The sequence below is a fragment of the Actinomadura mexicana genome (genome assembly GCF_900188105.1).
Lineage (GTDB): Bacteria > Actinomycetota > Actinomycetes > Streptosporangiales > Streptosporangiaceae > Spirillospora > Spirillospora mexicana.
In genome coordinates this window covers 69,485-79,194 of record NZ_FZNP01000012.1, presented here as the reverse complement: position 1 = coordinate 79,194, position 9,710 = coordinate 69,485, and the positions used below count along the sequence as shown (strand labels likewise).

8 protein-coding genes are annotated in these 9,710 nt (G+C 72.4%); 6 read left to right on the top strand and 2 right to left on the bottom strand.

The annotated features are described in order from the left end of the window. Positions 1-91: 91 nt before the first annotated feature. The 4 genes from CHC11_RS28000 to CHC11_RS27985 all read left to right on the top strand — a co-directional run bounded on the left by CHC11_RS28000 (position 92) and on the right by CHC11_RS27985 (position 4,113). A complete protein-coding gene (locus CHC11_RS28000; RefSeq protein ID WP_089314832.1) occupies positions 92-1,114 on the top strand; it encodes a hemolysin family protein in 1,023 nt (340 codons plus the stop codon). Positions 1,115-1,132: 18 nt separating this feature from the next. Next, the gene (gene trpS, locus CHC11_RS27995; RefSeq protein ID WP_089314985.1) at positions 1,133-2,209 is read left to right on the top strand and encodes a tryptophan--tRNA ligase; all 1,077 of its coding nucleotides are present in this window, start codon (positions 1,133-1,135) and stop codon (positions 2,207-2,209) included. Next, positions 2,199-2,849, top strand: coding sequence for a 2'-5' RNA ligase family protein (locus CHC11_RS27990; RefSeq protein WP_245919874.1), 651 nt, complete (start codon positions 2,199-2,201; stop codon positions 2,847-2,849). Before trpS ends, CHC11_RS27990 begins: the two co-directional genes overlap by 11 nt. A gap of 94 nt (positions 2,850-2,943) precedes the next feature. Next, a complete protein-coding gene (locus tag CHC11_RS27985; protein ID WP_089314831.1) occupies positions 2,944-4,113 on the top strand; it encodes a YihY/virulence factor BrkB family protein in 1,170 nt (389 codons plus the stop codon). 192 nt (positions 4,114-4,305) lie between these two features. Here CHC11_RS27985 and CHC11_RS27980 read toward each other — a convergent pair whose 3' ends face one another. Together CHC11_RS27980 and CHC11_RS27975 are read right to left on the bottom strand one after the other, a co-directional pair. After that, entirely contained in the window at positions 4,306-4,758 is a 453-nt protein-coding gene (locus CHC11_RS27980) for a nuclear transport factor 2 family protein (RefSeq protein ID WP_089314830.1), read from the bottom strand. Positions 4,759-4,876: 118 nt separating this feature from the next. Next, the gene (locus CHC11_RS27975) at positions 4,877-6,163 is read right to left on the bottom strand and encodes a D-alanyl-D-alanine carboxypeptidase family protein (protein ID WP_245919872.1); all 1,287 of its coding nucleotides are present in this window, start codon (positions 6,161-6,163) and stop codon (positions 4,877-4,879) included. Between the two features lie 521 nt (positions 6,164-6,684). On the opposite strand from CHC11_RS27975, the gene CHC11_RS27970 reads away from it, so the two are divergent. Both CHC11_RS27970 and CHC11_RS27965 read left to right on the top strand, forming a co-directional pair. Next, positions 6,685-7,851, top strand: coding sequence for a glutamate--cysteine ligase (locus CHC11_RS27970; RefSeq protein ID WP_089314829.1), 1,167 nt, complete (start codon positions 6,685-6,687; stop codon positions 7,849-7,851). Between the two features lie 379 nt (positions 7,852-8,230). Further along, a complete protein-coding gene (locus CHC11_RS27965) occupies positions 8,231-9,496 on the top strand; it encodes an amidohydrolase (protein ID WP_425427357.1) in 1,266 nt (421 codons plus the stop codon). The last annotated feature ends 214 nt before the right edge of the window (positions 9,497-9,710 follow it).

The window sequence follows — 9,710 nt, the reverse complement described above, 5'->3', positions numbered from 1 at the left end:
CTCCACGACGAGGGTCTGGGACGGCGGGACGCGTCCAGGCTAGGGCGTCCACCCAGGCTATCCGGAACGCCGAACGGGGAAGGCTGAACCCATGGACCGGACGCCGTCCCAGCCGCCCGCGTGGCCCGCGGGGGCGCTCGCCCGCCCCCTGGTGCGGCTGCTGTCGAGCTCGACCCACCTCGTCGTGCGGCTGTCGGGCGGCGACCCGGGCGCGCTCCGCGAGGAGCTCACCGCCGAGCGGATGCGGGCGCTGGTCGCGCAGAACACGCAGCTCACCCAGGACGAGCGGGCACTGATCGGGGAGGTGTTCGCGGCGGGGGAGCGGCCGCTGCGCGAGGTCCTCGTCCCGCGCACCGAGGTGGAGTTCCTGGACGCCTCGCTCCCGCTGGCCGCCGCCGCGCGGGTCGCCGCGGGCAGCCCGCACTCGCGGTTCCCCGTGTGCCGCGACTCCCACGACGAGGTGATCGGCTTCGTGCACATCCGCGACCTGCTGGCGCCCGTCCTGCCGGACGGGTCCGCCCGGGATCTCCGGGGGGACGGCCCGGTGGGCGATCTGGTGCGTCCGGTGAAGTTCCTGCCGCCCTCGAAGCGGGTGCTGCCGGCGCTGTCGGAGATGCGCCGCGAGCGCTGCCACCTGGCGATCGTCATGGACGAGTACGGCGGCGTCGCCGGCATCGTCACGCTGGAGGACCTCCTGGAGGAGCTCATCGGTGACATCCGCGACGAATATGATGTCCAGGACGCGCAGGCACGGCGCCTGCACGGCGGGGTGGTCGAGGTCGACGGCCTGCTCAACCTGGACGACTTCGCCGCCGAGACCGGCATCCGGCTGCCGGCCGGCCCGTACGAGACGGTCGCCGGGCACATCATGGCGGTGCTGCGCCGCGTGCCCGCCGAGGGCGACTCGGTGGAGGCCGGCGGGCGCCGGCTCGCGGTGGCCCGGATGGAGGGCCGGCGGGTGGCCCGCGTGCGCGTCATGCCGGGGGCGTCGCCGCAGGCCGCACCGGTGCCGCCCGGCACGCCGTCCGCGACCCCGCGGGCGGCGATCGGCGACGCCGCCGCCGGCCCCGGCACCCGGCAGGCCACCGGCGGCGAAGCCTCGAGTGACACCTGAGAGAATCGGTCCGTGCACATGCCCGAAGCGCCCAGCCCCGAAGCGTCCGCCGGAACGGCCGCGGCACCGCCGCGCGTGCTGTCCGGCATCCAGCCCACCGCCGACTCGTTCCACCTCGGCAACTACCTGGGGGCGCTCCGGCAGTGGGTCTCGATGCAGGACACCCATGACGCCTTCTACTGCGTGGTGGACCTGCACGCGATCACCGTCGAGCACGACCCCGCGCTGCTGCGCCGCCGGACGAAGGTCGCCGTCGCCCAGCTCCTCGCGATGGGCCTGGATCCCGAGCGCGCCACGGTGTTCGTGCAGAGCCACGTCCCCGAGCACGCCGAGCTGGCCTGGGTGCTCGGCTGCCTCACCGGCTTCGGCGAGGCCCAGCGGATGACGCAGTTCAAGGACAAGTCGTCCAAGCAGGGCACCGGCGGGACGAGCGTCGGGCTGTTCACCTACCCGGTCCTGCAGGCCGCCGACATCCTGCTCTACTCGCCCGACCCCACCGTCGAGGGCGGCCGGGCGCTGCGCGTCCCCGTCGGCGAGGACCAGCGGCAGCACCTGGAGCTGACCCGCACCCTCGCGCAGCGGTTCAACCACCGGTTCGGCGAGACGTTCGTGCTGCCGGACGCGCACATCCCCGAGGGCGCCGCGAAGATCACCGACCTCCAGGAGCCGGACGCCAAGATGAGCAAGTCGGCGTCCTCGCCGCAGGGGATCATCGACGTGCTGGAGGAGCCCGGCCCGATGCGCAAGAAGATCATGCGCGCGGTCACCGACACCGGCTCCGAGGTCGTCTACGACGAGGAGAAGAAGGCCGGCGTCACCAACCTCCTGCGGATCTTCTCCGCGCTGGAGGGCACCTCCGTCCCGGACCTCGAAGGCCGCTACGCGGGGTCGGGGTACGGGCAGTTCAAGAAGGACCTCGCGCAGGTCGTCCTGGACACGTTCACACCGATCAGGGAGCGCACCCTCAAGCTGCTGGACGACGAGGAGCGGCTCGACCGGGTGCTCGCCCTCGGCGCCGAGCGCGCCTCCGGGGTCGCCACCGCGACGATGGAGACCGTGCGCGAACGGGTGGGATTCGTGGGACGTGGTCGCTGACGGCCGCGCTCTCGCCGCGGAGGGCCCCGGGAAGGCGCCCTCCGCCACCGGGGGCGTGCCCCCCGGCGGGGGCGGCGGCGTGCGCACGATCGGCGTCGCCATCCCCATCCCCGACCCGTACGGGGCCTTTCTCCAGGCCCGGCGCGCCTCGTTCGGCGACCCGCTCGCCCACGCGATCCCGACGCACATCACGCTGCTGCCGCCGACCGAGATCCCCGAGCCCGAGATCGACGCCGTCGAGGATCATCTGCGCGGCGTCGTGGGCACCGAGACCCCGTTCCCGATCAGGTTGCGAGGCAGCGGAACGTTTCGACCGGTATCGCCGGTCGTGTTCGTGGCCCTCGCGGAGGGGATCGGCGGTTGCGAGCGGGTTCAGGCGAAGGTTCTGTCGGGCCCGCTCGCCCGGCCGCTGCCGTTCCCGTACCACCCGCACGTGACCATCGCCCACCACCTCCCCGAGAGCGTCATGGACCAGGCGTTCAAGGAGCTCGCCGGCTACAGCGCCGACTTCGAGGCGTGGGGCTTCTCCCTGTACGAGCACGGGCAGGACGGCGTGTGGCGCCCTCAGTGCGACTTCATCTTCGGGGACGGCGTCGTACCGTCCCCGGGCGGCGACCGCGGCGGGTCCGCCCCCGGGTGAACCGGGTTCCGGTGAGCGGCGCCACGAGACGCTGCGTTGACCCTTCGATTACCGTCTGCGGCATCGAGTGGCCCGCGTTGGGTACGTTGCGTGCATGCGGCAGGTGATCGGCGGGGTCCGACGGCGGAGCGAGTCCCTGTACGGCGACGGGAAGGCCCTGCTGCGACGCTCCCGGCAGAGGTCCCGGTGGTTCGACCACCAGGTGCGCGCGCTGGAGCGGTACCAGGAACGCCGCGGCGACCGGCTGGCGGCCGCCCTCACCAGCTACGCGTTCCTGTCGTTCTTCCCGTTGATGGCGCTCGCGTACGCGCTGCTCGGCTATCTCGTCGGGGTCAGCGACGAGGCCCGCGCCTACTTCGTCCGGGCGATCAACTCGCAGCTGCCGGGCCTCGCGGGACAGCTGGACGTCGAGCAGATCGCCCAGTCCAAGACCGCCGTCGGCGTCCTCGGGCTGGTCGCGCTGCTGTTCACCGGGATCGGCTGGGTGCAGGTGCTGCGCGAGTCCCTGCGCGACATCTGGGGCAACGAGCCGGGCGGCGGCGGCAACTTCTTCCTGAAGCGGCTCTGGGACGGGGGCGTGCTGGCGTTCCTCGGCCTGATCCTGATCTGCGGCATGGCGGTGACGACGGTCACGACGTCCGCCACCCACACCGTCCTCGGCTGGCTCGGCCTGGAGGACGTCCCCGGCGCCGGAACCGGGCTGCGGCTGCTGTCCCTCGCCTGCGCCATCTTCTTCGACACCGTGGTCTTCCTGGCGCTGTTCACCCGGCTGTCGGGCACCCGGGCGCCCTGGCGCCGGATCATCCGGGGCGCGGTCTTCGGCGCGGTCGGTTTCGAGATCCTCAAGCAGATCGCGGCGTTCCTCGTCGGGCGGACGACGCAGAACCCCGTCTACGGCACGTTCGCCGTCCTTGTCGGGCTGATGGTGTGGATCAACGTCGCGACCCGGTTCGCCCTGTTCGTCGCCGCCTGGACGGCGACGCGCCGCGTCGTCCTCACCGCGGACGCCGCCAACCCGGAGAACAGCGCCGACCGCGCGGAGGTCGAGGCGCTCCAGGAACGCGCCGGCGGGAGGCCGGGCCGCCACGAGAGGCCGGGGGAGGGCGAGGACCCGGTCCGGGACGAGCAGCCGGACCGGCAGAAGAGACCGGGGCGCCACGAGAAGCCGATCGAGGCCCGAAAGCCGCTGAAAGACAAGAAACCGGTCGAGACCGGCAAGCCGGCGGAAGGCGAAAAGCCAGTCGGGACCGGGAAGCCGGCCTAGGACAGGAAGCCGATCGGGGCCGAAGCCGCGTCGAAGCCGGGAGGCCCGTGGACGCCGGGAAGCCGATCGAACCCGAGAAGCTGATCCGGGGCGGGAAGCCGATGGACGGCGGGAAGCGGGTCGGGACCGGGAAACCTGGGCCCAGGCCCGGAAGCATGAAGGCTGCTCGGGCCGGTGGGCCGAGAGGGCGGGTCAGGACCAGAAGGCGTCGTCGGCGTACTGGTCTTCGGCCAGGGTCCGGATCTCGGTGATCTTTCCGTCGCGGATGCGGAACAGGTCGACGGCGCGGCCGTCCAGGATCCGGCCGGGGCGCTCGGCGTAGGTCTGCACGAGGGCCGCCCCGTGCTCGTCGTTGGCCATGACCGAGTAGGGCTCGGTGTGGAACGTCCCGCCGGACAGTTCGAACAGCCGGACGTAGAACCCCAGGACCTCCTCGGGCGTCCGGTACTCGCCGCAGACGGGCCCGCGCCCGGGGACGCGGTGCACGACGTCGTCGGCGAGCAGCCCGCGGATGAGGTCCATGTCGCCCTTGGCGAAGGCCGTGTAGCCGTCCTTCAGCAGCGTCACGTTCGGATGCTCGTACGTCGGCGGCGGCTCCGTCGCGAGGGCGGGGGCGCCGGGCATGGGGACATACAAGTCGGACATGGCGCAATTCCTCCCCGCGGCGCCGTTCTCCGGCGGTGACGCGATCACCGGCGCCACGGCGAGCGTAAGCCGACCGGACGCGAGGGTGCCAGGCCCGTGGGAAGGGGTGGGAGAAGCTTTACCGGTCGCCGCGGGGGCGGACCGCCTCCAGCCGCCGCCTGCGGCGCAGCACCACGAACAGCACCGCGATCGCGAGCAGGGCCCCCACCGTGCCGCCGCCGACGAGCAGCCACATGCGGGACGCGTCGTCGGAGGCGAGCGGCGCGTCGGGCAGCACGCCCGAGCCGCCGTTCTCGCGGGTCTGCTCGATGTCGCCGGGCGGAACGAGCGTGCCCACCGGCTGGACCTTGCCGCGGGCGGCGAAACCCCAGTTCAGCAGCTTGGCCGCGTACGCCGACGGCGGCATGTCGGCCCGCATCAGCGAGATCACGATCGTGTGCCCGCCGCGGCGCGCCTGGGCGACGAAGGTCTGCTGGGCGGCGATCGTGTAGCCGTTCTTGCCGCCGAGCATCCCGGGGTAGGCCAGCCGCTCGCCCGGGAGCATGTGGTTGTGCGTGTGGATCGGGTACCCGCCGACCTTCTTGCCCTTCTTGCGCTCCTTCTTGGTCGGGGGCGCCGGGAACTGGAAGTCGATCGCCTGCATGTAGGCGCGGTACTGGGGGTTCTTCATGCCCTCGCGCAGGATGAGCGCGAGGTCGTAGGCCGAGGTGTGCTGCGTCCGGACGTCCAGCCCGAGGTCCTTGTCCAGCCCGTTGGGGGACCCGGCGAGCGTGTCGCGCGCGTTGATCCGCCTGGCCTCGGCGTTCATGTCGGCGAGGGTCCTGCGCATCCCGCCGTCGGCCTCCGCCAGCGTCACCGCCGCGTCGTTGGCCGACATCATCAGCAGCGCGTGGAACAGGTCGGAGACCTTGTACTGCATCTTCGGGGTCAGACCGACCTTGGTGCCCTCGGTGTCGCACGCCTTCTGGGACGGCCGGACGAGCCGGTTCGGCTCCAGTCTGGGGACGAGCGCCAGCGCGGTGAGGGTCTTGAGGGTGCTGGCGGGCAGGTAGTGCCCGTGCGGGTCCTTGGCGGCCAGGACCTGGCCGGTGTCGGCGTCCGCGATCATGTACGACCCCGCCTTGATCTTCGGTGGGGCCGGGACGCCCGGGGCCGTGCCCGCGACGACGCCGCGGCTCGCGAGCCGCGGCCCGCCCACGGTCTGCGCGGACGGCGACGCGGCGGGCGATGCCCCGGGAGACGCGGCGGCGCGCGCTCCCGCGCCCGGGGGGCCTCCGGTGCGGGCGACGCCGGCCGGGGCGGCGGCGAACGCCGGGGCCGCCGCCAGCGAGGCGGCCGTGACCGGCACGGTGATCAACGTCAGGGCGCGGCGGACGCCGGCCGGCCCTCGTCGCTGTCGTGGCAAGCTCCCGACGCTCCTCAATCCCGTGGGAGCGCGATCGCTCCCGGCGCGCAGGCGCCCAATGCCCATGACTCCCCCCGAAGACTAGGCGACCTATCCGGCGAAGAGGTACCCGATCGCGAATCCGGCAAGCGCGGGGCGGAAGCGACGGACGTGACGGACGTGACGGAGGGCGCAGCGGTCCTATCACGGTACGTAAGGGGCGGGGCCGATCGGTTACCATCCGTCATTGACGGGATTTTGAGACCGGCTGACGGTATTTTGGACGGGCTGACTAGTTCGATCTAGTGGTGCACAGGCCAAGATCGATGACCGAAAAGTAGGACGTCCGCCCACCTTCCGACGGCTCGCATGAGTCAATTGATCCGCAAAGGGCATGGACGCCCGGCAGGGGGCGGGCACGGACGCCATCATGGAACGAACACGTGACCTGGACCGGCGTTCGTCCAGGCTTAGGGACCCGCTGGCTGAATTGCGCCACGTGCCACGCAACGACCTGCAAGGATTGTGGACGGAGGTTGGCCGTGGCCATTGACTTCAACGCATCGCACGGGGCGACGCTGGGCGTCGAGTGGGAGATCCAGCTCGTCGATGCGGAGACCAGGCACCTGCGTCAGGACGCACGCGAGGTGCTCGCCGCGCTGCCTTCGCTCAGCGAGGACGGCGACAACCCCCGCGTCCGGCACGAACTGATGGAGTCCACCATCGAGGTGGTGACCGGGATCAGCGACACCGTGGGTGAGGCCAAGGCCGACCTGTCCGGTACCCTCACCGCCCTGCGCACCGCCGCCGCCGACCGCGGCCTCGCGCTCGCCTGCACGGGCACCCACCCGATCAGCGACTGGCGGGAGGCGGTGATGGCGCCCATGCGGCGCTACGCCCAGCTGATCGAGGAGATGCAGTGGCTGGCCCGGCGCATCCAGACGTTCGGCGTTCACGTCCACGTCGGCATCTCCGACGGCGCCAAGGCGATCCCGATCGTCAACGCGCTCTCGTCCTACCTTCCGCACTTCCTCGCGCTCACCGCGTCCAGCCCGTTCTGGAGCGGCAGCGACACCGGCCTCGCGTCCTGCCGGGCGGTCGTGTTCGGCCAACTGCCCACGGCCGGGCCGCCCCACCTGCTAGACGACTGGGCGGCCTTCGAGGATTACATGGACACGCTGATGCGTTCCGGAACCATAAGGAGCATCAAGGAGGTCTGGTGGGACATCCGGCCGCATCCTGACTTCGGTACCGTCGAGATCAGGATGTTCGACGGGATTCCCACGCTGCGTGAGGTGGGGATGGCCGCCGCTCTGTGCCAGAGCCTGGTCACGCTGTTCGAGCAGCAACTGGACCGCGGGTACACACTGCCGCGGCCGGCCGCCTGGGTGGTGCGCGACAACAAGTGGCGCGCCACCAGGTACGGGCTCGACGCCATCGTCATCACCGATGACACAGGGAACACCGCTCCGCTCCGCGACGACCTGTACGAGCTGATCAGGGAGCTGGAGCCGGTCGCCGACCGGCTCGGCTGCGCCGAGGAGCTCAAGGTCGCCGGCGAGGTGCTGGAGCACGGCGCCCCGTACGAGCGCCAGCGCGCGATCCGCGCCGGCGGAGGGACGCTGGAGAACATCGTCGACGCGGCGATCGCCGAGCTCGCGGAGGACAGGTTCGTCACACTGGGGGAGGTCGCACATGCCGGAGCCTGAGCAACCGGACCGCACCGGCGACCCCGCGAACACCGATCCCGCGAGCACCGATTCCGCGAGCACCGATTCCGCGAGCACCGATCCCGCGAGCAGACCCGAGAACCGCACCGCTTCCACCAACGAGAACATCACCCGGCGGGCGCCGCTAGGCTCCGCCATCGCGCAGGGGGCGCACATGACACATTCGGGACCCGGGGTGATGCCCGGCCTTGAACCACCCGCCGCCCCGGGACAGGAAGGTCCCGAGGGCCGGGAGGACCGGGGCGCCGTCTCCGGCGCCGCCGGAGCCAACGGCACGGCGCCCGGCGGGCCCGCCCCGCGCGACGCCGAGGGCCCCGTGCAGCGGCGGGACGCCTCCGCCGCGGCGACCGGTGCCCACGTGGTGCCCGGCGCCCCGGCGGTGCTCGGCGGCGCCGTGCTGCAGCCGCAGCTCGACGCGTTCCTCGCCGGCCACGAGGCCGAGCTGATCGCGTTCCGCCGCGATCTGCACATGCACCCGGAGCTCGGCTACGCCGAGCACCGCACGACCCGCAGGCTCGCCGAGCGGCTCCGCGCGGCCGGGCTGGAGCCGGTGATCCTGCCGAAGGGCACCGGGCTGTTCTGCGACATCGGCCCAGCCGACGGCACGACCGTGGCGCTGCGGGCCGACATCGACGCGCTCCCGCTCCAGGACGAGAAGGAGGGCGTCGCCTACCGGTCGACCGTCCCCGGCGTCGCGCACGCGTGCGGCCACGACGTGCACACCGCGATGGTGCTGGGCGCGGGCCTGTTCCTGGCCCAGCAGGCGGAGGCGGGGCTGCTGCCCGGCCGCGTCCGGCTGCTGTTCCAGCCCGCCGAGGAGACGCCCGGCGGCGCGCTGGACGTGATGGCCGCCGGCGGCATCGCGGGCGTCGACCGCGCGTTCGCGCTGCACTGCGACCCCCGCATCGAGGTCGGCCAGCTCGGGCTGCGCACCGGCCCGATCACCGCGGCCTGCGACAAGGTCTACGTGAAGGTCACCGGGCCCGGCGGGCACACCGCCCGGCCGCACCTGACCGCCGACCTGGTCTACGCGCTCGCCAAGATCGTCACCGAGCTGCCGTCCGCGCTGTCGCGGCGCGTCGACCCGCGCTCCAGCCTGTCGCTGGTGTGGGGGCGCGTCTCGGCCGGGTCCGTCGCCAACGCCATCCCCGACGACGGGATCGCCGAGGGCACCGTCCGCTGCCTGGACGACGAGGCGTGGCACCGGGCGCCGGAGATGATGAAGGCGCTGCTGCAGTCGGTCGCCGCCGCCTACGACGTGGAGGCGTCGCTGGACTACGTCCGGGGCGTCCCGCCGACCGTGAACGAGGCGGCCAGCGTGCAGATGTTCCGCGACGCCGCCGCCCAGGTCATGGACGAGGACGGTGTCGTGCCGACCCCGCAGAGCCTCGGCGGCGAGGACTTCGGCTGGTACCTGGAGTCGATCCCCGGCGCGCTCGCCCGGCTCGGCGTCCGCACCCCGGGCTCGCCCGGCGAGTACGACCTGCACCGCGGCGACTTCGACGTCGACGAGCGGTGCATCGCCGTCGGCATGAAGGTGCTGAGCGCCACCGCGCTGACCGCGCTGTGGGACGGCGGCCGTCCCGGCGACGCCGAGTCGATCGAGGGCGCCGCGCTGGCCTAGACCCCCTTCGCCGACCGGGCTTGATCACCAGGGGTGATCACCCGGCCTGCCGCCTTCCGTCCTCCCGGACGCCCGCGCACGAGGGCTCGCGTGCCGGTCAGCGCCGTCTATGGCGGCGCTGACCTGTGGCGATATGCCTACGCATTGGTAACGGACCTGTTGCGAAACCGTGCAAGCGGGAAGTTTGCCCTCATTAGCGAGGTAGCGTCCCAAC

Excerpts from the sequence above, each read along its gene's own strand:
- CHC11_RS27985 (WP_089314831.1), top strand. The coding sequence starts at position 2,944 with ATGCGGCAGGTGATCGGCGGGGTCCGACGGCGGAGCGAGTCCCTGTAC.
- CHC11_RS27980 (WP_089314830.1), bottom strand. The coding sequence starts at position 4,758 with ATGTCCGACTTGTATGTCCCCATGCCCGGCGCCCCCGCCCTCGCGACG.
- trpS (WP_089314985.1), top strand. The coding sequence starts at position 1,133 with ATGCCCGAAGCGCCCAGCCCCGAAGCGTCCGCCGGAACGGCCGCGGCA.
- CHC11_RS28000 (WP_089314832.1), top strand. The coding sequence starts at position 92 with ATGGACCGGACGCCGTCCCAGCCGCCCGCGTGGCCCGCGGGGGCGCTC.